22 protein-coding genes are annotated in these 21250 nt (G+C 73.5%); 14 read left to right on the top strand and 8 right to left on the bottom strand.

The window, feature by feature from the left end; translation table 11 throughout:
- Window positions 1–20: 20 nt before the first annotated feature.
- The 4 genes from ACYU8I_RS04595 to ACYU8I_RS04580 all read left to right on the top strand — a co-directional run bounded on the left by ACYU8I_RS04595 (window position 21) and on the right by ACYU8I_RS04580 (window position 3412).
- Window positions 21–1457, top strand: a complete 1437-nt coding sequence (locus ACYU8I_RS04595; RefSeq protein ID WP_460837956.1) for a CCA tRNA nucleotidyltransferase — start codon at window positions 21–23, stop codon at window positions 1455–1457.
- Window positions 1458–1486: 29 nt separating this feature from the next.
- Window positions 1487–2119, top strand: coding sequence for a UdgX family uracil-DNA binding protein (locus ACYU8I_RS04590; protein WP_460837953.1), 633 nt, complete (start codon window positions 1487–1489; stop codon window positions 2117–2119).
- Window positions 2120–2223: 104 nt separating this feature from the next.
- Window positions 2224–2691, top strand: a complete 468-nt coding sequence (locus ACYU8I_RS04585) for an SRPBCC family protein (RefSeq protein WP_460837951.1) — start codon at window positions 2224–2226, stop codon at window positions 2689–2691.
- A gap of 16 nt (window positions 2692–2707) precedes the next feature.
- Window positions 2708–3412 (top strand): AIM24 family protein, encoded by a 705-nt coding sequence (locus tag ACYU8I_RS04580; RefSeq protein ID WP_460837948.1) that lies wholly within the window; start codon window positions 2708–2710, stop codon window positions 3410–3412.
- A 76-nt stretch (window positions 3413–3488) separates the two neighbouring features.
- Here the strand turns inward: ACYU8I_RS04580 and ACYU8I_RS04575 are convergent, their stop codons facing one another.
- Window positions 3489–4589, bottom strand: a complete 1101-nt coding sequence (locus tag ACYU8I_RS04575; RefSeq protein ID WP_460837946.1) for an inositol-3-phosphate synthase — start codon at window positions 4587–4589, stop codon at window positions 3489–3491.
- Window positions 4582–5256 carry a PadR family transcriptional regulator gene (locus tag ACYU8I_RS04570; protein ID WP_460837944.1) on the bottom strand — a complete coding sequence of 225 codons (675 nt, stop codon included), beginning with the start codon at window positions 5254–5256 and terminating at the stop codon, window positions 4582–4584. The genes ACYU8I_RS04575 and ACYU8I_RS04570 overlap by 8 nt, the downstream gene beginning before the upstream one ends.
- A 317-nt stretch (window positions 5257–5573) precedes the next feature.
- Between ACYU8I_RS04570 and ACYU8I_RS04565 the strand changes: the two genes are divergently transcribed.
- Together ACYU8I_RS04565 and ACYU8I_RS04560 are read left to right on the top strand one after the other, a co-directional pair.
- Window positions 5574–7721 carry a transglycosylase domain-containing protein gene (locus ACYU8I_RS04565; RefSeq protein ID WP_460837942.1) on the top strand — a complete coding sequence of 716 codons (2148 nt, stop codon included), beginning with the start codon at window positions 5574–5576 and terminating at the stop codon, window positions 7719–7721.
- A gap of 61 nt (window positions 7722–7782) precedes the next feature.
- Window positions 7783–9213, top strand: coding sequence for a glycosyltransferase family 87 protein (locus ACYU8I_RS04560; protein WP_460837939.1), 1431 nt, complete (start codon window positions 7783–7785; stop codon window positions 9211–9213).
- Here the strand turns inward: ACYU8I_RS04560 and ACYU8I_RS04555 are convergent.
- Genes ACYU8I_RS04555 through ACYU8I_RS04540 form a run of 4 tightly spaced genes read right to left on the bottom strand, consistent with a single transcriptional unit; the run spans window position 9174 to window position 13202 of the window.
- The gene (locus ACYU8I_RS04555; protein ID WP_460837937.1) at window positions 9174–10292 is read right to left on the bottom strand and encodes an alanine racemase; all 1119 of its coding nucleotides are present in this window, start codon (window positions 10290–10292) and stop codon (window positions 9174–9176) included. The genes ACYU8I_RS04560 and ACYU8I_RS04555 overlap by 40 nt on opposite strands.
- Before the next feature lies 1 nt (window position 10293).
- Window positions 10294–11475 carry a lipid II:glycine glycyltransferase FemX gene (locus ACYU8I_RS04550; RefSeq protein ID WP_460837935.1) on the bottom strand — a complete coding sequence of 394 codons (1182 nt, stop codon included), beginning with the start codon at window positions 11473–11475 and terminating at the stop codon, window positions 10294–10296.
- 30 nt (window positions 11476–11505) lie between these two features.
- Window positions 11506–12387: an alpha/beta hydrolase family protein gene (locus tag ACYU8I_RS04545; protein WP_460837934.1), complete on the bottom strand. Its 882-nt coding sequence runs from the start codon at window positions 12385–12387 to the stop codon at window positions 11506–11508.
- An 11-nt stretch (window positions 12388–12398) separates the two neighbouring features.
- A complete protein-coding gene (locus ACYU8I_RS04540) occupies window positions 12399–13202 on the bottom strand; it encodes a deoxyribonuclease IV (protein WP_460837931.1) in 804 nt (267 codons plus the stop codon).
- 23 nt (window positions 13203–13225) lie between these two features.
- On the opposite strand from ACYU8I_RS04540, the gene ACYU8I_RS04535 reads away from it, so the two are divergent.
- The 5 genes from ACYU8I_RS04535 (at window position 13226) to rplI (ending at window position 15605) form a co-directional block, all read left to right on the top strand.
- A complete protein-coding gene (locus tag ACYU8I_RS04535) occupies window positions 13226–13720 on the top strand; it encodes a hypothetical protein (RefSeq protein WP_460837929.1) in 495 nt (164 codons plus the stop codon).
- A 99-nt stretch (window positions 13721–13819) separates the two neighbouring features.
- Window positions 13820–14110, top strand: a complete 291-nt coding sequence (gene rpsF, locus ACYU8I_RS04530) for a 30S ribosomal protein S6 (protein WP_030483671.1) — start codon at window positions 13820–13822, stop codon at window positions 14108–14110.
- 99 nt (window positions 14111–14209) lie between these two features.
- On the top strand, window positions 14210–14827 hold the full coding sequence (locus ACYU8I_RS04525; RefSeq protein WP_460837925.1) for a single-stranded DNA-binding protein: 618 nt from the start codon (window positions 14210–14212) through the stop codon (window positions 14825–14827).
- 83 nt (window positions 14828–14910) lie between these two features.
- Window positions 14911–15147: a 30S ribosomal protein S18 gene (gene rpsR / locus ACYU8I_RS04520; RefSeq protein WP_460837923.1), complete on the top strand. Its 237-nt coding sequence runs from the start codon at window positions 14911–14913 to the stop codon at window positions 15145–15147.
- 14 nt (window positions 15148–15161) lie between these two features.
- Complete coding sequence (gene rplI / locus ACYU8I_RS04515; protein WP_460837921.1) at window positions 15162–15605, top strand: 50S ribosomal protein L9; 444 nt, start codon at window positions 15162–15164, stop codon at window positions 15603–15605.
- Window positions 15606–15833: 228 nt separating this feature from the next.
- Here the strand turns inward: rplI and ACYU8I_RS04510 are convergent, their stop codons facing one another.
- Window positions 15834–16346 carry a hypothetical protein gene (locus ACYU8I_RS04510; RefSeq protein WP_460837919.1) on the bottom strand — a complete coding sequence of 171 codons (513 nt, stop codon included), beginning with the start codon at window positions 16344–16346 and terminating at the stop codon, window positions 15834–15836.
- Between the two features lie 52 nt (window positions 16347–16398).
- On the opposite strand from ACYU8I_RS04510, the gene ACYU8I_RS04505 reads away from it, so the two are divergent.
- A complete protein-coding gene (locus ACYU8I_RS04505) occupies window positions 16399–17115 on the top strand; it encodes an MBL fold metallo-hydrolase (RefSeq protein ID WP_460837916.1) in 717 nt (238 codons plus the stop codon).
- A 28-nt stretch (window positions 17116–17143) separates the two neighbouring features.
- Window positions 17144–17836 (top strand): SDR family NAD(P)-dependent oxidoreductase, encoded by a 693-nt coding sequence (locus tag ACYU8I_RS04500; RefSeq protein ID WP_460837914.1) that lies wholly within the window; start codon window positions 17144–17146, stop codon window positions 17834–17836.
- A 19-nt stretch (window positions 17837–17855) separates the two neighbouring features.
- Here the strand turns inward: ACYU8I_RS04500 and ACYU8I_RS04495 are convergent, their stop codons facing one another.
- Window positions 17856–19157 (bottom strand): MATE family efflux transporter, encoded by a 1302-nt coding sequence (locus ACYU8I_RS04495; RefSeq protein WP_460838097.1) that lies wholly within the window; start codon window positions 19155–19157, stop codon window positions 17856–17858.
- Between the two features lie 761 nt (window positions 19158–19918).
- On the opposite strand from ACYU8I_RS04495, the gene dnaB reads away from it, so the two are divergent.
- Window positions 19919–21226 (top strand): replicative DNA helicase, encoded by a 1308-nt coding sequence (gene dnaB / locus ACYU8I_RS04490; RefSeq protein ID WP_460838096.1) that lies wholly within the window; start codon window positions 19919–19921, stop codon window positions 21224–21226.
- Window positions 21227–21250 lie beyond the last annotated feature (24 nt).

Raw genomic sequence — 21250 nt, 5'->3', positions numbered from 1 at the left:
GGCACCTAGACTTGACGCCCGTGTCCCCCGAGCCCCTGCTGATCACCGACGTGCAGGAGCGGGTGACCGCCGAGCTCGACCGCCTCTCGCCCGTCCTCGACGGCCTCGGCCGTCGCTTCGCCGAGGCGGGCCACGAGCTCGCCCTCGTCGGCGGGCCCGTGCGCGACGCGATGCTGGGCCGGCTCCAGCAGGACCTCGACCTCACCACCTCGGCGCGCCCGGAGGTGACCGAGCGGCTGCTCGGCGGGTGGGCCGACGCCGTCTGGGACATCGGCCGCGCCTTCGGCACCATCGGCTGCCGCAAGGGGCCCTGGACGGTCGAGATCACGACGTACCGCTCCGAGGCCTACGACCCCGAGAGCCGCAAGCCGTCGGTGGCGTACGGCGACACCCTCGCCGGCGACCTCGCGCGGCGCGACTTCACCGTCAACGCGATGGCGCTGTCGCTGCCGGGCAAGGTGCTCGAAGACCCCTTCCACGGCGTCGTCGACCTCGCCGAGCGCCGGCTGCGCACGCCCGGCACCCCCGAGGCGTCGTTCTCCGACGACCCGCTGCGCATGCTGCGGGCAGCCCGCTTCGCCGCCCAGCTCGGCTTCGCCGTCGACGACGACGTCGTCGCCGCCATGCGTGACATGGCCGAGCGGATCCGGATCGTCTCGGCCGAGCGGGTCCGCGACGAGCTGGTCAAGCTGCTGCTGGCGCCCGACCCGGTCGCGGGCCTGCGGCTGCTCGTCGAGACCGGGCTGGCCGACCACGTGCTGCCCGAGCTGCCGGGCCTGGCGCTCGAGCGCGACGAGCACCACCGCCACAAGGACGTCTACGAGCACACCCTGACGGTGCTCGAGCAGTCGGTCGACCTCGAGCACCGCCTCGGCGGGCCCGACCTGGTCTCGCGGCTCGCGGCCCTGATGCACGACGTCGGCAAGCCGCGCACCCGCCGCTTCCTCGACGACGGCAGCGTCACCTTCCACCACCACGACGTGGTCGGCGCCAAGCTGACCCGCAAGCGGATGCAGGCGCTGCGCTTCAGCAAGGACCAGACCGAGGCCGTCAGCAATCTCGTCGAGCTGCACCTGCGCTTCCACGGCTACGGCGACGGCGAGTGGACCGACTCCGCCGTACGCCGCTACGTCCGCGACGCCGGCGACCAGCTCGAGCGGCTGCACGTGCTCACCCGGGCCGACTGCACCACCCGCAACCGGCGCAAGGCCGAGCGGCTCCGGCGGGCCTACGACGACCTCGAGGAGCGGATCGCCCGGCTCGCCGAGGAGGAGGAGCTGGCGTCGATCCGGCCCGACCTCGACGGCAACCAGATCATGCAGGTGCTCGGCATCGGCCCCGGCCGCGAGGTCGGCGAGGCCTACCGCCACCTGCTCGAGCTGCGGCTCGACCACGGGCCGATGACCCCCGAGCAGGCCACCGCCGCGCTCCGGGAGTGGTGGGCCGCCCGGGGCTGAGGCCCCCTCGGCGCGGGTACCGCCCGCGCATGGCCGACACCCCCGACCGACCCGGCGCCGCGACCTGGGTCCCCGCCGACGCCGACGTCGACGCGCTGCGTGCCGCGGCACCCGACTGCCGCGGCTGCGAGCTGTGGGAGCCCGCGACGCAGGTCGTCTTCTCCGCCGGCTCCGCCGGCGGCCGGCTGGCCCTGGTGGGCGAGCAACCCGGCGACCAGGAGGACCAGCGCGGCATCCCCTTCGTCGGTCCGGCGGGCCGGTTGCTGCTCGAGGCCGTCGAGGCGGCCGGGATCGACCGCGGCGACGTCTACGTCACCAACGCCGTCAAGCACTTCCGCTTCGAGCAGCGTGGGAGGCGGCGCATCCACGCCAAGCCCGGGGTCGCCCACGTCGAGGCCTGCCACCCGTGGCTCGCCGCCGAGCTCGCCGCGGTGCAGCCGCGCGTCGTGGTGTGCCTCGGCGCCACCGCGGCCCGCTCGGTGCTGGGACGCACCGTCAAGATCGGCGAGGTGCGCGGGCGGGTGCTGGAGGAGCAGGCCGGTCCGGTGCTCGTCACGGCGCACCCGTCCGCGCTGCTGCGCATGCAGGAGGAGGCGGAGCGCCGCACCGCCTTCGACGCCCTGGTCACCGACCTCGGCACGGCCGCGGCCGCGGCGTCCTGACTGCGAGATGGGACACGACCGCTTGCCCTGCGAGCGACCGACCCGGCACGGTGGGGCACCTACCCGCAGGTAACCCGACGTACCGACACCCTGGAGGAGCCACCGTGCCGCTCACCGACGTCCCGCCGATCGAGGCCGAGATCGAGATCGACGCCCCGCCCGCGAAGGTGTGGAGCCTGGTCTCCGAGCTGCGCAACATGCCGCGCTGGAGCCCGCAGTGCCGCAAGGTCTTCGTGCGCGGTGGTGAGGTGCGCGAGGGCGCCAAGATGATCAACGTCAACCGCAAGGGCTTCCTCGTCTGGCCGACGCAGAGCCAGGTCGTCGAGATGGTGCCCGAGCAGCGGGTCGCCTTCCGGGTCAAGGAGAACTGGACCGTCTGGTCCTTCGACCTCAGCCAAACCCCGTCGGGCGGCACCCGCGTGGTGCAGCGCCGCGAGGCCCCCAAGGGCATCTCCGACCTGTCGGTGCAGCTGACCGAGCGGGTGCTCGGCGGCGTCGAGGAGTTCACCGAGGAGCTGCAGCAGGGCATGCAGCAGACGCTCGCGAAGATCAAGGCCGACGCCGAGCGCTGAGCCCTAGGCTGCCCCTGTGCGCAGCGACCTCTTCGACCAGTCCAACCTCGAGCGCGAGGGCACCGACCGCTTCGCGTTGCAGAACTCGCAGCTGCTGCGGGTCTCGCTCGGCGACGACGTGCTCGCGACCAAGGGCACGATGGTGGCCTACCAGGGCCGCGTCGAGTTCGTGCACGAGAAGGCGGGCGGCGTCGGCAAGCTGCTGAAGAAGCTCGCGACCTCCGAGGACCTCCCGCTGATGCGGGTGCGCGGCCAGGGCGAGGTGTTCTTCGCCCACGAGGCCGGCTACGTCTACCTGCTCCACCTCGACGGCGACGCGCTGTCGGTCAACGGTCGCAACCTGCTCGCCTTCGACGCCGCCCTGCAGTGGGACATCAACCGCGTCAAGGGCGCGGGCATGCTCTCCGGCGGGCTGTTCAACACCACCCTCAGCGGCACCGGCACCACCGCGCTCTGCACCGTCGGCAAGCCGGTCGTGCTCGACTGCTCGCAGCAGCCGACGTACGTCGACGTGCAGGCCGCCGTCGCCTGGTCGGCCGGGCTCGTGCCCCAGGTCGTCTCGAGCATGAAGATGGGCTCGCTGCTGCGCGGCGGCTCGGGCGAGGCGTTCCAGTACGCCTTCCACGGCCCGGGCTTCGTCGTCGTGCAGCCCTACGAGTTCGTGCCGCCCCAGCAGGGGTCCGGCGGCGGCAGCGGGCTCGGCAGCATGTTCAACGGCTGACCGGACGACGACGCCCCCACCGCGGGTGCGGCGGGGGCGTCGGTCTCGACGGGCTCGACCAGCGAGGGTCAGGCGCTCAGTGGTCGTCCTCGCCGGCGATGAAGGCCTCGACGGCGGCGCGGCCGAGGTCGTCGGCACGCTGCACCGGCGGGCTCTTCATCAGGTAGGACGAGGCCGACAGCAGCGGGCCGCCGTGGCCGCGGTCCCTCGCGATCTTGGCGGCGCGCACCGCGTCGATGATGATGCCGGCGGAGTTGGGGGAGTCCCACACCTCGAGCTTGTACTCCAGGTTGAGCGGAGCGTCACCGAAGGCACGACCCTCGAGCCGGACGTAGGCCCACTTGCGGTCGTCGAGCCACTGGACGTAGTCGGACGGACCGATGTGGACGTTCTTGTCGTGGACCTTGCCGGCCAGCGAGCCGGTGACGTTGGAGGTCACGGCCTGGGTCTTGGAGACCTTCTTGGACTCGAGACGGTCGCGCTCCAGCATGTTCTTGAAGTCCATGTTGCCGCCGACGTTGAGCTGGTAGGTGCGGTCGAGAGCGACGCCGCGGTCCTCGAACAGCTTGGCCATCACGCGGTGGGTGATGGTGGCGCCGACCTGGCTCTTGATGTCGTCGCCGACGATCGGCACGCCCGCGGCGCGGAACTTCTCGGCCCACTCGGGGTCGGAGGCGATGAAGACGGGCAGGGCGTTGACGAAGGCGACGCCCGCGTCGATCGCGCACTGCGCGTAGTGCTTGGCGGCCTCCTCGGAGCCCACCGGGAGGTAGCAGACCAGCACGTCGGCGCGGGTGTCCTTGAGCACCTGCACCACGTCGGCCGCCTCCTCGGGCGACTCCTCGATGGTCTCGCGGTAGTAGCGACCGAGGCCGTCGAGGGTGGGGCCCTTCTGGACGGTGATGCCGGTCGGCGGCACGTCGGCGATCTTGATGGTGTTGTTCTCGGAGGCGTTGATGGCCTCGGAGAGGTCGAAGCCGACCTTCTTGGCGTCGACGTCGAACGCGGCGACGAACTCGACGTCGCCGACGTGGTAGTCGCCGAACTTCACGTGCATGAGGCCGGGGACGGTGCCCTCGGGGTCGGCGTCGCGGTAGTACTCGACGCCCTGGACGAGCGAGCTGGCGCAGTTGCCGACGCCGACGACGGCCACCCGGACCTGGGTGTTCTCAGTCATGGGGTTCTCCTTGTCGATCTGGTGCGTGGTGCGGAACGGGTGGGGATGGTGCTGCTGGGGGTCCTGACCGGGTCTGCGGTGGCGGCGGGTCGGGGTCACCGCGGCCCTCGGCGGCACGACCGCCGCGCTCGGCCTCGATGAGGTCGGTCAACCAGCGCAGCTCGCGCTCGACCGACTCGACCGAGTGGCGCTGCAGCTCGCTCATGTAGCGGTCGACCGGCCCGGTCGCCGAGGCGCCCGGGGGTCGGCTGGAGCGGGCCCGGTCGAGCCGCTCCTGCAACCGGCTGCGGCGGCCCTCGAGCACCCGCAGCCGGACCTCGGCGTCGGTGCGGGAGAAGAAGGCGAAGCGCATCTGGAAGTCCTCGTCCTCCCAGGCGGAGGGGCCGACGTCGGTGATGCGCCCGGCGAAGTAGTCCTCGCCCGCGGGGGTGATGCGGTAGACGATGCGCTGGCGCCGCGAGACCCCGAGCGTGCTGCTGGAGTCCTCGGCGACGTGGCCCGACCGGAGCAGCCGCTTCAGGGCGGGGTAGAGGGTGCCGTAGGACAGCACCCGGCTCCAGCCGAGCAGCAGGTTGAGCCGCTTGCGCAGCTCGTAGCCGTGCAGCGGGGAGTCGTGCAGCAGGCCGAGCACCGCGAGCTCGAGGGTCGCCGCCTTGCTGGCTGCCACGTCTCGCCTCCTGCCTGCACTGATGGGCTGTCGTCGGACTCGGTGCACGGGTGTGCGCCGCCGCCGCAGTCGTGCCCGACGCTACATCGCACAAACCTATCGAGTCGATATATCCGACGTGTCGTACGACACGTCGCCCCGCCTGGAGCGCACCGGCGTGGTTCGGCGACCCCGTACATTGGTGAGCCGGTCGCCCCGGGCTGACCGCATCCCGTCGCGCCCACCCGCCCCGTGTCGACGCGCGGCACCACGATCCCCCCACGAGCAGGACCCCCGAGAGCACCCGGCCGCCCGCCGACCGGGACGAGGAGACTCACGTGAGCAAGACCGCCCCGACCACCGCGACGTCCGGCCGTCCCCGCGGCCGGGGGCGTCGCCTGCGCCGGATCGCGAAGTGGACCCTGGTCACCGGGCTGGTGCTGGCCCTGGTGCTCGCCGGCATCTTCTACTTCACCTACCGCAACACCGAGATCCCGAGCGCCAACGCGGCGTACGAGGCGCAGGCGACGTACGTGACCTACGACGGCGGTGGGCGCATCGGCACCTTCGCCGAGCAGAACCGCCAGTCGGTGCCGCTCTCCGAGATCGCCGAGCCGATGCAGGACGCCGTGGTCGCCGCGGAGGACCGCACCTTCTACACCAACAGCGGCATCGACCCGCGCGGCATCCTGCGCGCCGCCTTCTCCAACGCCCGCGGCAACGCCACGCAGGGCGCCTCGACCATCACCCAGCAGTACGTCAAGCTGCTCTACCTCAACCAGGAGCGCACCCTCGAGCGCAAGGCCAAGGAGGCCTTCCTCTCGCTGAAGGTGCAGCAGCAGACCTCCAAGCAGGAGATCCTCGAGGGCTACCTCAACACCATCTACTTCGGCCGCGGGGCGTACGGCGTGCAGGCCGCCGCGCGCGCGTTCTTCGACAAGCCGGCCAGCGAGCTCAACGTCAGCCAGTCGGCCATGCTCGCCGCGGTGCTCAACAGCCCGAGCGGCCTGTCGCCCGACGAGAGCGACGAGACCCGCTCCCGGCTCCTCGGGCGCTACCAGTACGTCGTCGACGGCATGGTCGACATGGGCACGCTCGACAGCAGCCGCGCCGACCGGATCCGCGACCGGCTGCCCAAGATCGTCGAGCGCTCGAGCGACAACGCCTACGGCGGCCAGCGCGGCTTCATGCTGACGATGGTCAAGGACGAGCTGCAGCGGCTCGGCTTCGACGAGCAGACCATCGACACCGGCGGGCTGCGGGTCGAGACCACCATGACCCGCCAGGCCATGGATGCCAACCGCGACGGCGTCGCGGCGCAGCGGCCCGAGGGCCTGCGAGGCCTGCACGTCGCGAGCGCCTCGGTCGACAACGCGACCGGCGGACTGCTGGGCTTCTACGCCGGCCAGGACTACCTCGACAGCCAGCTCAACTGGGCCCGGATCGGCGGCTCGCCGGGCTCGACGTTCAAGATGTTCGCCCTCGCCGCGGGCCTCGACGCGGGATACGGGCTGCGCAGCACCTTCGACGGCAACGCGCCGTACACCTTCGACAGCGGCGGCGAGGTCGGCAACCAGGGCGAGGGCACCGGCACCAACTTCGGCTCCGCCATCAGCCTGCTCACGGCGACCGAGAACTCCGTCAACACCGCCTTCGCCGACCTCACCGACGCCCTGCCCGGCGGCCCGAAGGACGTGCTCGACATGGCGGTGAAGATGGGCGTGCCGCGCAACGCGCCCGGCCTCGAGCCCAACAACGCCATCGCGCTCGGCTCCGCGACCGTCGGCCCGATCTCGATGGCCAGCGCCTACTCGACCATCGCCACGGGGGGCACTCACCGCGACGTCCACGTCGTCAAGCGGGTCACCCGGGTCGCCGACGGCAGCGTGCTCTACAAGGCGCCGCGCGACGCCGAGCGGGCCGTGCCCGACGACGTCGCCGCCGACGTCAGCTACGCGCTGCAGCAGGTCGTCACGAGCGGCACCGGTGGCAACGCCGCGCTGTCCGACCGTCCCGTGGCCGGCAAGACCGGCACCGCCACCAACGCCGACGGCAACGTCTCGTCGTCGTGGTTCGTCGGCTACACCCCGCAGGTCACGACCGCGGTGATGTACGTGCGCGGCCAGGGCAACGAGGCGCTCGACGGCTTCCTGCCGACCTTCTACGGCGGGCAGTACCCGGCACTGACGTTCCGCGACGTCATGGGCCGGATCATGACGGGCCTCGACGTGCAGGACTTCCCGCCGCCCGTCTTCGCCGAGGGCACGCCGCCGGAGAGCGGCCACGAGCCCTACACCCCGCCGCCGGAGCCCGAGCCGGAGCCGGAGCCCGAGCCCAGCGAGTCGCCGAGCCCGTCGCGGACGCAGCGGCCGGAGCCCTCGCAGCCGCCGGAGACGGCGCAGCCCGAGCCGGGCGACGGCAGCGAGCCGACGCTGCCCGGCGGGCCGCCGGACGACGGCCGGCAGCCGGGTGAGCCGCAGCCGTAGGCGTCCCGGTGCCGCCGGCCCGGACCACGGGCTCCGGTCTCCGGCTCAGTAGGCTCGCGACGTGAGCAAGCCCGGGGTGGTCGCGCCCACCCGCACCGACCCCGTGGCCGCTGCGCTCGCCGACGTGGCGGGCGGACCGGCAGGGCGCCACGCCCGCCCGCACCGCTGGATCACGCCGCTGCGCGTGCTGCTGGCGCTCTACGCCGTGGTGATGGTGCTCTCGGTCGTGCACCACGTGCCGTGCCTGTCGACCGGCTGGAGCAACGACCAGGCCCGCTACGGCAAGGGCTGCTACTCCGACGTGCCCTACCTCTACACCGGCCGGGGGCTCGCCGAGGGCTGGTGGCCGTACGGCGACGACGGCGGCCGGCACCAGGTGATGGAGTACCCGGTCGGGATCTCCTACCTGGCCTGGGGCGCCGGTGCCCTGACCCGCGCGGTCGCGCAGGACGGGCCCGACGTCGACGTGCGCCGCGCCACCCCGCCCGACGGCGTGTGGGGCCTGCCCGGCATGGCGGCCGAGGTCGACAGCTACTTCCTGGTGACCGCGGTCCTGCTGGCGCTCGCCGGCTTCGGCGCCGTGTGGTTCCTCGCCCGCACCCACCGGCACCGGCCCTGGGACGCGCTGCCCTTCGTGCTGCTGCCCGCACTGGGGCTGACCCAGCTCGTCAACTGGGACCTGCTGGCGGTGCTCTTCGTCGCGGCGGCCCTCTGGGCCTGGGAGCGGGGCCGCCTCGTCACCGCCGGCGTGATGGTGGGCCTCGGCACGGCCGCGAAGCTCTACCCCCTGTTCCTGCTCGGACCGATGCTGGTCCTCGCCGTACGACGCCGGCAGCCGCGGCTCGTGGTGGCGCCGGTGCTGGGGGCCGTCGTCGCCTGGGTGCTCGCCAACGCCCCGGCGTACCTCTCCTCGCCGTCGCGCTGGGAGGTCTTCTGGACCTTCAACGCCGACCGCGGCGCCGACCTCGGCTCGGTGTGGCTGGCCATGACGCACGCCGGGGCGAGCTTCACCCCGGAGGTCATCAACGACTGGTCGTGGTGGTTCTTCGGCGGCGCCTGCGTCATGGTCGCCGTGCTCGGTCTGGTCGCGCCCGAACCTCCGCGGCTCGCGCAGCTGGGGTTCCTCGTGGTGGCGGCGTTCCTGCTGGTCAACAAGGTCTACTCGCCGCAGTACGTGCTGTGGCTGCTGCCGCTCGCGGTGCTCGCCCACCCGCGCTGGCGGGCGCTGCTGGTGTGGCAGGCCGGCGAGGTCTTCTACTTCTGGATGGTCTGGGCCTACCTCGGCGGCTACCTCGAGGCGGGCGGCGGGGGCACGCCGACCTACGACCTGGCCATCTGGGTGCGGCTCGCCTGCCAGCTGGTGCTCGTCGCCGTCGTGGTGCGCGAGGTGCTGCAGCCCCACCGCGACCCGGTGCGCACCGACGCGTCGTGGCCCCCGGACGAGCCAGCGGCTCAGTCGACGGCGACCCGGTCGAAGGTCGTGGTGGTGTAGCGGACGCGCACGCCGACCTCGTCGCCCACCTCGGGGACGGGCGAGCCGTGGGGCAGCAGCAGCATGCTGACCTGCATGTGCGGCGGCTCGGCGAAGAGCCGCTGCTTGCCGCCGACGGTGAAGGGGGAGCGCACCAGCCCGGCGGCGTCGAGGCTGCCGCGGGCGATGGTGGCGGCGCGGGCCTTGAGGGTGCCCTCGCCGACCGGGGCCTCGAGCCCGATGCCGTGGGAGGTGCCGCCGGAGACGACGACCACGTGGCCGCGGCGCGGCGCCGAGCGCTGGCGGTAGCCGAAGGTCTGGCCGCGCTCGACCGGGTGGACGTCGAGCACCGTCGCGCCGACGCGCAGCGCCCCGCGGTCGCCGAGCCACAGCCCGGTGCCGGTGCGCGGGCGCAGCCGCAGGCCGGGCAGGCGCTGCGCGAGGGTCTGCTGCTCCTCCACGCCGAGGTGGGAGACCCACAGCTGCGCGGCGGACGGGCCGCCCGAGGCGAGCAGGCCGGCCAGCGGCTCCTCGCGCACCAGGGCATCGACCTCCTCGACGTGGCCGGGCACGGCCCGGCTCGTCGCGGCCCGGGGGGAGGGCAGCGGCAGGTGCAGCGCGACGCCCTCCAGCCGCAGGCCACCGTCGCGGACGAGGCGCGCCGCCTCGTGGAGGTCGTCGCGCCCCAGCCCGTGGCGCAGCATCGAGGTCAGCCGCTCGAGCAGCACGCGGGGGCGGTCGGGCCCGAGGTCGCCGGCCCGGGACCGCGCGACGAGCGCGGCGAGGTCACCGGGGCGGCCGACGGTGTGCACGACCCGGCCGGGGTCGACGCCGAGCTCGCCCGGGGTGGGAGAGAAGGGGCGCCAGGGGCTGAGCACGACGAGCGAGCCGGGGAAGCGCTGGTGCACCTCGGGCAGCTCCTCGTAGGTGCCGACGGCGACCGTCTCCACGCCGAGCCACTGCGCGCGCCGGGCCAGCCGGGCGAGCCCGAAGCCGTAGCCGTTGCCCTTGACCACCGGCACCAGCCCGGGCCGCTCGGCGTGCACCGCGCGCAGGTGGTCGCGCCACCGCTCGCCGTCGACGTGCAGGACCAGCGCCACGTCATCCCCTCCTGCGCAGGTAGGCGGCGAAGGCGGCGTACAGCGCCCGGTTGAGCGGGCCGGGCAGCGGGAGGTCCCACTCGCCGACGTGCTCGACGGCCTCGCCGCCGGTGCCGACCTTGAACTGCACCAGCCCGACGTGGGAGTCGTCGGCGTCGAGGGTGTCGGTGATGCCGCGCAGGTCGTAGACGCGGGCCCCGGTGGCCAGCGCGTCGCGCACCATCGCCCACTGGGCGGCGTTGGAGCCGCGCACCTCGCGCTTGGTGGTCGACGAGGCGCCGTAGGAGTACCAGGCGTGGCTGCCGACCCGGATCCACAGCGTGGCCGCGACCAGGTCGCCCTCGTGGCGGGCCAGGTAGAGCCGCAGCCGGTCGGGGGCGTCGCCGTTGAGCGCCTCGGCCATGGTCCGGAAGTACGCCGCCCCCCGCGGCGTGAAGTGGTCGCGCTCGGCGGTGTGCACGTAGAGGTCGTGGAACTCCTGCAGCTCGGGGCTGTCGGCCCCCGGCGCCAGCGAGGTGACCTCGACGCCCAGCTTGTCGGCCTTCTTGATGTTGCGCCGCCACAGCTGGTTCATGCCCCTGAGCACGTCGTCCTCGGTGCGCGGCGTGCCGTCGGGCCCGGCGAGCGGCACCTGGAAGTTGTACTGCGGCTGGCCGGCGGCGAAGCCCCCGGCGACGGCCTGCGAGCGCCAGCCCAGCCGCTCGAGCTGCGCCACCACGCCGAGCCCGGTGTCGCTGGTGCTGCTGGGCGGCAGGCTGGTCAGCGAGGCGGTGCCGGGGTCGGCGATGCCCTCCTTGACCTGGGCGGCCGACCAGCGCCGGGTGACCACGGCGGGGCCGATGCGCACGCCGAAGGCGCCCTGGGCGCGCAGGTGGCGGGTCATCGGCGCGAGCCAGGCCGCGAGGTCGTCGCCGACGGCGTCGTAGTCGAGCACCGGGCCCTCGGGCAGGTAGGCGAGGGAGCGCCGCACCTTCGGCAGCCGGCGGTAGAGCACCAGGGCGACGCCGCGCAGCTCGCCGCCGACGAGGAAGCCGAGCGACTCGGCCCGCCACTCCGGCTTGACCGCGGCCCAGCCGGGGGTCTGCAGGAAGCTCGCCGCCCCGCCGCGCCCGGCCAGGGCGTCGACGAAGTCGCGGTGCTCGTCGGCCCCGATGGTGCGTACGGAGACGCCTGCGTCAGCCACGACGTCGACCCTAACGGCCGTGGAGCACCCTCAGCCGGACCCCCCGGAGGAGGCAGCCTCGCGGAGCAGCCGCTCGATCGTGCGCCAGGACTCCGCACCGGTGTCGATGATCGAGAAGTGGTCGCCGGGGACCTCCACCAGCCGTGCCCGGTCGGGGTGGGCGGCGACGTAGGACTCGCTCTGGGCCACCGGCACCACCTGGTCGTCGGTGGCGTGCACCGCTGCCACCGGGCACGTGGGGGCGAGCAGGGTCGGGTCGGCGGCGGCGTAGGCGTCGGGCACGGCGTCGGGGCTGCCGCCGACGAAGCCCTGCACCGGGTCGCTGCTGCCCGGGCCGGTGGCGGCGGTGGTGAGGTCGAGCACGCCGGAGAGGGAGACCGCGGCCGTCAGCGGCACCCGCGGCGCGCCGCCGGGCAGGTCGGCGGAGCGGGCCGCCGCCCAGGCCGCGAGCTGCCCCCCGGCCGAGTGGCCCAGGGCGACCACCGTGTCGGGCACGTCGCGCTCGGCGACGAGGTCGAGCGCGGCGGCGACGTCCTCGAGGGTCTGCGGCACGCCACCCCCGTCACCGGCGGCGCGGTACTCGAGGTTGGCGGTGACCCAGCCCTGCTCGGTGAGCAGCTCGGCCATGCCGTCGAGCTGGTCGAGGGCGTACTGCGGCAGCCAGTAGCCGCCGTGGAGCAGCGCCACCGTGCCGAGCACCCGCCCGCCGGCGGGCCGCCGCAGGTCGAGCACCTGGTCGGGGTGGTCGCCGTAGCGCAGCCGCTCGGCGCCGGACGGCGCCGCGGGCGGCGTACGTCGCTCGGAGCCGCAGCCGGCGAGCACCGCACCGACGGCACCGACGGCACCGAGGAGGACCGCCCGGCGTCCTGGCGCCGCTCCTGAGGACGGTGCTGTCGCGGACGGTGCTGCCACGGGCCGTGCCGTCACAGGCCGTGCTCGCGCAGCCAGGCGAAGTCGGCGCGGTGCTCGTCGGGCCCGCCGGGCGTCTCGCAGACCACGGGGGCGCCGGCGTCGCGCACGACAGCGGCGAACTCGGCCTCGTCGAGGTGGCCCTGGCCGAAGTTGGCGTGGCGGTCGGCGCCGGAGTCGAAGCCGTCGCGGCTGTCGTTGGCGTGCACGAGGTCGATGCGACCGGTGATCGCGCGGACCCGCTCGACGGCGGTGGCCAGCTCGATGCCGCCGGCCCAGGCGTGGCAGGTGTCGAGGCAGAACCCGACCTGCTCGGCGCCCTCGGCGGCCTGGATCGCCTCCCAGGTGCCGGCGATCCGGTCGAGCCGACGCGCCATGGCGTTGTCGCCGCCGGCGGTGTTCTCCAGCAGCAGCGGGAGCTTGAGGTCGGTGGCCTCGACCGCCTTGCGCCAGTTGTCGAACCCGGTGGCCGGGTCGTCGGTCTTGTTGACGTGGCCGCCGTGCACCACCAGGCCCTTGGCGCCGATCTCGGCGGCGGCGTCGACGTGCTGCTGCAGCAGCTTGCGGCTGGGGATGCGGATGCGGTTGTTGGTGGTGGCGACGTTGACGACGTAGGGGGCGTGCACGTAGAGGTCGACGCCCGCCGCCTCGGCCGCCGCCCGCAGCGCCGCGGCCCCGCCCTCGTAGCGGACCTCGGGCCCCTGGTAGCCCTGCGGGTCGCCGAGGAAGAACTGCACCACGGTGGTGCCGCGTGCCTGCGCCTCCGCGATCGGGTCGGTCTGGTCGACGTGGGCGCCGATGGCGATGGTGCTCGACATGCGGCCGAGCCTACGATCGGCCGGTGACAGACGCGCGGCCCTCGTCGCCACCGCCGCGCTGGTGGGAGGGCGTCGCCTCGCCGGGCCCGCTGGGCTACGCCCTCGCGGTGCTCGTCAGCGTGGTGGCGCTGGCCGTGCTGGCCGCGGTCGTCGAGGCGACGTACGCCGAGGCCGCGTCCGACCCGGCGAGCGTGCTGGTCGGCGTGGCTCTGTTCGGCACGGTCCTCGCCCTGGGCATCGCGCCGCCGGGGGTGCTTGCGGTGCACCTCGTCACGCTGCGGGTGCGCTCGCAGGCGGTGCACGTGCTGGTCACGGGGGTGGTGGGCCTGGTCGCCGGCCTGGTCGTCGTGCGCGACCTCGAGCCGCTCGTGGCCCTGCTGGCCGTCGCCACGGCCGTCGGCCGCGCGACGGTGGTGCCGCTGGTGCCCGGCGTACGCCGCCGGCGCGCGGAGCGGGCGCGTCGGCGAGCGGGTGCGCGGCCCGTCGCCGATTTCGGCGCCACCGGTCGCGCGGGGTAGCCTTGCTCGTCGCGCTCCCCCGACGGGAGCGCGTCTTGTACAGCCCTCCTGCCACGGAAGTCCCGTGGCCGCCTGAGTCCGAAGGAGGTGGAGCACGCTGTGCGTACCTACGAACTGATGGTGATCCTCGACCCGAACCTCGAGGAGCGGACCGTCCAGCCCTCGCTCGACACCTATCTCAACGTCGTCCGCAACGACGGCGGCAGCGTCGACAACGTCGACGTCTGGGGTCGTCGTCGGCTCGCCTACGAGATCGACAAGTTCGCCGAGGGGATCTACGCCGTGGTCTCCCTGCAGGCCGAGCCCGCGACCGTCAAGGAGCTCGACCGCCAGCTGGGGCTCAACGAGTCCGTGCTGCGCACCAAGGTCCTGCGTCCCGACGCTCACTGAGCCCGGTCGTCCACAGGCCGGGCGACGCCCGCTGACGATGTCGGCGGCGTCGCCTAGCCTCGGCCGAGCACCCGACCCCCAGGCACACCAGGAGCCCCCATGGCAGGCGAGACCGTCATCACGGTCGTCGGCAACCTCGTCGACGACCCCGAGCTGCGCTTCACCCCCTCGGGGGCCGCGGTGGCGAACTTCCGCATCGCCTCCACGCCGCGCACCTTCGACCGCCAGACCAACGAGTGGAAGGACGGCGAGGCGCTGTTCCTGTCCTGCTCGGTGTGGCGGCAGGCCGCAGAGAACGTCGCGGAGTCCCTCACCAAGGGCATGCGCGTCGTGGTCCAGGGCCGCCTGAAGCAGCGCTCCTACGAGGACCGCGAGGGCCAGCGACGCACCGTCGTGGAGCTCGAGGTCGAGGAGGTCGGTCCCAGCCTGAAGTACGCCACCGCCAAGGTCGCCCGCGTCCAGCGCGGCGGCGGGGGCGGCGGCTACGGCGGCGGGGGCGGCCAGGCGGCCGACGACCCGTGGGCCTCCAGCCCCTCGCAGGGCGGCGGCAACCAGGGCGGCGGCCAGGGCGGCGCCCAGCAGGGCGGCTACGGCGGCGGCCAGCAGTCGGCACCCTCGCAGGGTGGCGGCGGCTGGGGCGGCCAGCAGGGTGGCGGCAACCAGGGCGGGCAGCAGTCCGACCCCTGGGCCACCGGCAACGACGAGCCCCCGTTCTGACCAGCACCGCCTGATCCACACCATCCACCGATCCATCACCGAACCATTCCGGCGCGAGCCGGGCTCTCGAGAGGAGCACCACAATGGCCAAGGCAGTGATGCGCAAGCCCAAGAAGAAGGTTTGCCAGTTCTGCAAGGAGAAGCAGACCGTCGTCGACTACAAGGACACGACGCTGCTCCGCAAGTTCATCTCCGACCGCGGCAAGATCCGCGCGCGTCGGGTCACCGGCAACTGCGTGCAGCACCAGCGCGACGTCGCCACGGCCGTGAAGAACGCCCGTGAGGTCGCCCTGCTGCCGTACACCTCGACGGCTCGCTGAGAAGGGGGCAGACGATGAAGCTCATCCTGACCCAGGAGGTCGCCGGTCTCGGCGGCGCCGGCGACGTGGTCGAGGTCAAGGACGGCTACGGCCGCAACTACCTCATCCCGCGGGGCTTCGGCATCCGCTGGACCCGCGGTGGCCAGAAGACGATCGACTCGATCAAGGCCGCCCGCAAGGCCCGCTCGGTGCGCGACGCCGACCACGCGGCCGAGGTCAAGACCCAGCTCGAGGGCACCACCTTCCCGGTGAAGGTGCGCGCGGGCGACGGCGGTCGGCTCTTCGGTGCCGTCACCGCCGGTGACATCGCCGAGGCGATCGCCGAGGGCGGCCCGGCCGTCGACAGGCGCACCATCGTGGTGACCAACCCGATCAAGTCGCTCGGCGCCCACACCGTCACGGTGCGCGTCCACGACGAGGTCGAGGCCACGGTCAACCTCAACGTCGTGCCCGCCTGAGCGCACGCACGTCTCCTCGCCGAGGGCCGCCCCCCGTCCGGGGGCGGCCCTCGGTGCGTCTCCGGGACTCTCGGGGTCCCGGCGCCGGGGGCTTTTCGTTCGAGAAGCTCCACCGGCCACGGTTTTCCGACCGATCCGCACCCTCCCGTCGGCGTGTCGGGGAGCGGATCGGTCGGAATCTGACGGCCGCCGTGGCGCCGGGTGCTTTTCGTTCGAAAAGCACCGGACTCAGGCCGGTTGCCCGACCGGCTCGTCGGCGGCGGGGGCGCTGAGCAGCAGCCAGACCAGGTAGAGCGAGGCGGCCACGGCGACGAAGGCGGCCAGCCCGACGAGGCCGGCGCCGGCCGTGCCGCCACCGAGCACCGCGACCGGGATCACGCCGACGGCGACCTGCAGCCAGCCGGCCAGCCGCCACGAGCCCCGGCGACCGGGCGTGGCCTCGGACATCGCGAAGGCCAGCAGCGCTGCGGCGGCCACCTGCGGCAGCGACACCGCCCACGCCAGCGCGGGGTCGCCGATGGCGACCAGGCCGGGCACGTAGAGCACCAGCGCGACGACCAGGGCGAGGGCCGGGGCCGCGACCGCGGGCACGCCGACCGCGGTGCGCCACCTGGGCACGGCGACCAGCGCTGCGACCACCAGCGCCCAGCCCACGGGGTCGGGCAGCACGTCCCAGCCCGCGACCGGCAGGTCGAGCAGGACCAGGAGGTAGCCGAGGGCGACCCACTGCAGCGGCTGCACGCGGCCAGACTAGGGCCAGGCCTCGGGGCCGCCCCAGGAGTAGCGTCCGGTCATGGCCCGCTCCCTCACCGTCGCCCTCGCCCCCGGGGTCTGGCGGATCCGGTTGATCGGCGACTACGTCAACGGCTTCTGCTTCCGCGACGACGACGGTCAGGTGACCCTGCTCGACCTCGGCGTCGTGCGCTCCGGGCCGAAGGTGCTCCGGGCGCTCGAGGAGATCGGGTCGGGGCCGGGCGACGTGACCCGGATCCTGCTGACCCACTGCCACCCCGACCACGTCGGGGGCGCCGCCCACGTCGCGGAGCGCACCGGCCGGCCGGTCGACGTGCACGCGGACGACGCGGCGTACGTGCGTGAGGGGCGGCAGCCGGCCAACGACACCACGACGCTGCTCGGCAGGCTGATGCGCCGGCTGCCCGACCCGAGCCTGCCCGGCGTCGAGGTCGGGGAGGAGCTGCACGACGGCCAGCTGCTCGACGTCGCGGGCGGGCTGCGGGTGATCCACACGCCGGGGCACAGCCCCGGGCACGCGTCGTACCTGCACGAGCCGACCGGCGTGCTGGTGACCGGCGACGCGATCTTCAACGTGGTCGGGCTGCGCTGGCCGCTCAAGGCGCTGTGCAGCGACGTCGTGATGACGCGGCGTACGGCGCAGCGGCTGGTCGACACCGAGTACGACGTCGCCGCCTTCACCCACGGCGCCGAGCTGCGCGACCACCCGCGCCGGCGGATCGGCGACTTCCTGGCCCGCCAGCCGGTCTCGGACTAGCGTCCGGCCCGCTGGGCACCCCTCCGGCATGGAGCTGGACGGGGCGAAGGTGCTGGTGTGCGGGGCGTCGGGCGCGCTGGGCGGCGGGCTGGCGAGCGCGCTGCACGAGGCGGGCGCCCGGGTGGTGCCGGCCGGGCGTGACGTGTCGTCGCTCGAGGAGCTGGCCCGCAGCCTGGGCACCACCGCCCTGGGCTTCGACGTCGTCGACGTGGAGTCGTGCCGGGCCGCGGTCGAGGGTGCGGTCGAGCAGCTCGGCGGCCTCGACGCCCTCGTCGTGACCGTCGGCGTCGCCGGCTTCGGCCGTGCCGTCGAGCTCGACGACGCGGTCGCGGAGGAGCTCTTCGCCGTCAACGCGCTGGGCCCGATGGCCCTGGTGCGTGCCGCGGCGCCACACCTCGAGGGCGGCGTCGCGGTGGTCGTGAGCGCGGTGCTGGCCGACCTGCCGACCGCCCAGATGGCCGACTACTCGGCCGCCAAGAGCGCCCTGGCGACCTGGCTCGGCGTGCTCCGCCGCGAGGAGCGACGCCGGATGCGGGTGCTCGACGTGCGCCCGCCCCACCTCGACACCGGACTGGAGACCCGCGCCCTGGCCGGCGAGCCGCCCAAGCTGCCCGAGGGGGCGTCGTCGGCCGACGTGGTCGCCCGCGTGGTGGAGGCGATGCGCGACGAGGCCAAGGAGATCGTGACGGACACCAAGACCGGGGAGCTCGTGACCCGCTGAGTGCGCAGCGCCGGCCGGACTAGGCCCCGAGCCGCATCCAGGCGTCGCCACGGGCGCGGAGCAGCAGGGTCACGGCCCGGGTGCCCATGAACAGCGCGCCGAACGCGACCCAGAGCCAGACGAGGCCGGCGTCGCCGAGGTCGCGGGTGCCGAGCCACCACGCGGCGGGGGCGAAGAGCGCGACCGAGGCGGCCTGGGCCCAGGCCAGGTAGACCGCGTCACCCGCGCCGATGAGCACCCCGTCGAGGACGAAGACGATGCCGGCCAGCGGCTGCGCCAGCGCCGCGACCAGCAGCACGGGCACCAGCAGGTCGAGCACCGCCGGGTCGGAGCTGAAGGCCCGCCCGACCACGGGCGAGAGCGCCGCCAGGACGACCCCGGTGACGACGCCCGAGCCCCAGCCCCAGGCCTGCATCCGGGCGGTCACCGCGCGCGTGCCGGCTGGGTCGGAGGCGCCGAGGTAGCGGCCCGTCAGCGCCTGGGCGGCGATCGCCACGGCGTCGAGCACGAAGGCGAGGAAGGTCCACAGGGTCAGCGCCAGCTGCATGGCGGCGAGGTCGGCCTCGCCGAGCCGTGCGGCGGCGTACGTCATCACGAGCAGCGAGGCGCGCAGCAGCAAGGTGCGCACGATCAGCGGCACGCCGGCCCGCCCGGCGCGGGCGACCCCGCGCACCTCGGGACGCATCGGGGCCCGCTCGCGGCGGGCGCCCCGCACCACGACCCACACCAGCGCGAGCGCCGCCCCGACCTGGGCCAGCAGGGTGCCGAGCGCGGAGCCCGGCAGGCCCAGGCCCTCCCAGGGCCCGACGCCGTAGACCAGGACGAGGTTGAGCACGACGTTGGCGAGGTTGGCGGCCACGGCGACCACGAGCGGCGTACGGGTGTCCTGCAGGCCACGCAGCACCCCGGTGGCGGCCAGCATCAGCAGCAGCGGCACCGCGCCGAGCAGCGCGATCCGCAGGTAGGTCGTGGCGAGGTCCTCGACCTCCGCGCCGGTGGCGAACAGCCGCGCCAGCGGTCGGGCGAGCGGGACCCCGACGAGGGTGACGACGATCCCGAGGCCGGTCGCCAGCCACAGCCCGTCGACCCCCTGGGTCAGCGCGTCGCGCACCCGGCCGGCGCCGACCTGGCGGGCGACCGACGCGGTGGTGCCGTAGGCGAGGAAGACGCAGAGGCTGACCAGGGTGCCCATGACGGCCGAGGCGACGCCGACGGCGGCCAGCTCGGGGGTGCCGAGGTGGCCCACGATGGCCGCGTCGGCGAGCAGGAACATCGGCTCCGCGACGAGCGCGAAGAACGCCGGCACCGCGAGCCGCAGGATCTCCCGGTCGTGCGCCCGGCGGTCGGTCGCCCCCGTCGTGGTGGTCGTGCTGGTGCCCCCGTCCGCGCTCACCCGGGGACCGTACGCCGCTCCGGCGCACTACCAGAGCACGGCCCCGACGCACCAGGTCCGTTGGAGGCATTGCGCCGCCACGACCTGTGCATAACCCCGGTCTCCCTGTGGACGACGGTTCTCGACCCCTCGTCGGGGCTGCTCCGCAACCCCTGGTCCACATGACGGGAAGGTGAACGGGAGTTCACCGAGAATCTTTCCTCCACATCCTTCGGATGCCTGTCCTTGCAGGTCAGCGCGTTGTTACGGTCGTTCACCGAGCGTCGCTCCACAGGAAGCCTGGGGTGTCGTGCACATGATCGGCGGCGTGTTCCACAGATGCACAGGGTTGTCCACAGGTGCCTGTGGATTCGGGACTTGGCGGCGGCCCCGGACGGGTCCTACTGTCCGGGGACGGACCCGGTCGTGGGCGCGGTCGCACGGTCCGGTCGCCGGTCTCGCGGGAGGCCGGCCGGCGACGAGGAGCACCACCCGCCACCAGGTCCCGGGGTCGTCCCCGGCGCTCTGTCGGTGGGTCGTCCTAGCGTGCCCGTCATCGGGTCGGGAGCAGCGCACGAGGGAGGGAGTCGCCGGTGAGCACCACCGAGAGCTGGGGGCCGGACACCTTCTCGCCCTACCCCGACTTCGCGGGCGACCCGGCCGACGCCGCGGGCGGCCAGGGCGGCAACCAGGAGCACTGGTCGGGCCGGATGCCCCCGCAGGACCTCCACGCCGAGCAGAGCGTCCTCGGCTCGATGCTGATGAGCAAGGACGCCATCGGCGACGTCAACGAGGTCATCGGCGGCACCGACTTCTACAAGCCTGCCCACGAGATGATCTACGACGCGATCATCGACCTCTACGGCCGCAGCGAGCCGGCCGACCCGATCACCATCAAGGCCGAGCTCGAGCGCCGCGGCCAGCTCGACCGCATCGGTGGTGCGCCGTACCTCTTCACCCTCGAGAGCAGCGTCCCGATCGCCGCCAACGCGGGCTTCTACGCCTCGATCGTGCGCGAGAAGTCGATCCTGCGGCGGCTCGTCGACGCCGGCACCCGCATCGCGCAGATGGGCTACGCCGGTGAGGGCGACGTCGACCAGGTGGTCGACGTCGCGCAGCAGGAGGTCTACGCGATCGGCGAGAAGCGCTCGGCCGAGGACTACGCCCCGCTGTCGGCCATCATGGAGTCGACCCTCGACGAGATCGAGGCGATCTCCAACCACGACGGCTCCACCAACGGCGTGCCGACCGGCTTCGCCGACCTCGACGAGCTCATCAACGGCTTCCAGCCCGGGCAGATGGTGATCGTGGCCGCGCGACCCGCCATCGGCAAGTCGACGCTCGGCCTCGACTTCTGCCGGGCCGCGTCGATCCACAACAACATGACCTCGGTCATCTTCAGCCTCGAGATGTCCAAGAGCGAGATCACGATGCGCCTGCTCTCGGCCGAGGCCGGCGTCGCCCTCAACGCGCTGCGCAAGGGCCCCATGACCGAGGACGACTGGGCCAAGCTCGTGCCCAAGATGGGTCAGGTCTCCGGGGCGCCGATGTTCATCGACGACAGCCCCAACATGACGATGATGGAGATCCGGGCCAAGGCCCGCCGGCTCAAGCAGCGCCACGACCTCAAGCTGATCGTCATCGACTACCTCCAGCTGATGACCTCGGGCAAGAAGGTCGAGTCGCGCCAGGTCGAGGTCTCGGAGTTCTCCCGCCAGATCAAGCTGCTCGCCAAGGAGCTCGGCGTCCCCGTCATCGCGCTCTCGCAGCTCAACCGTGGCCCCGAGCAGCGCTCCGACAAGCGCCCGATGATGTCCGACCTCCGTGAGTCCGGCTCGATCGAGCAGGACGCCGACATCGTCATGCTGCTCCACCGCGAGGACGCCTACGAGCGCGAGTCGCCCCGCGTCGGCGAGGCCGACATCATCGTCGCCAAGCACCGCAACGGCCCCACCCGTGACGTCGTCGTCGCCTTCCAGGGCCACCTGTCCCGCTTCACCGACATGACCCGCTACTGACCGGTCCGCGCAGCAGTCCGCTCC

The sequence above is a fragment of the Nocardioides marmoraquaticus genome (assembly GCF_054777915.1).
The sequence above is the reverse complement of the archived record's forward strand: the minus strand, read 5'-3'. Positions and strand labels throughout refer to the sequence as shown.